This is a genomic window from Bacillus sp. mrc49, assembly GCF_002803435.1.
On record NZ_PHNG01000301.1, the window covers coordinates 1 to 417 of the forward strand.

A 417-nucleotide genomic window follows, 5' to 3' on the forward strand; every position below is an offset into this window, starting at 1 on the left:
ACGGGCAGCAGTAAAGGCTTAGGTAGAAGCACGGCAATAAAACTGGCAGAGGAAGGTTACGACCTCGTTATTAATTATGCCCGAAGCAAGTCGAAAGCATTAGAAGTGGCAGCTGAAATTGAAGCGTTGGGGCGGAAAGCTCTTGTAGTGAAGGCGAATGTAGGCGACGTCGCAAAGGTGAAAAGCATGTTCGAGGAAATCGAAGCGTATTATGGACGCTTGGACATCTTCATCAATAATGCGGCATCCGGAGTGCAGCGCCCATTGATGGAGCTTGAAGAATCACATTGGAATTGGACGATGGATATCAACACGAAGGCACTCCTTTTCTGCGCCCAGGAAGCGGCGAAATTGATGGAAAGGAACGGAGGCGGGAAAATCGTCAGCATCAGTTCACTTGGCTCAGATCGGAAGAGC

1 protein-coding gene is annotated in these 417 nt (G+C 49.4%); it reads left to right on the forward strand.

Going from position 1 to position 417, the window contains the following annotated elements:
- Window positions 1-417, forward strand: a 417-nt coding sequence (locus tag CVN76_RS02055; protein WP_157805463.1) for an SDR family NAD(P)-dependent oxidoreductase, incomplete at both ends; no start/stop codon positions are given.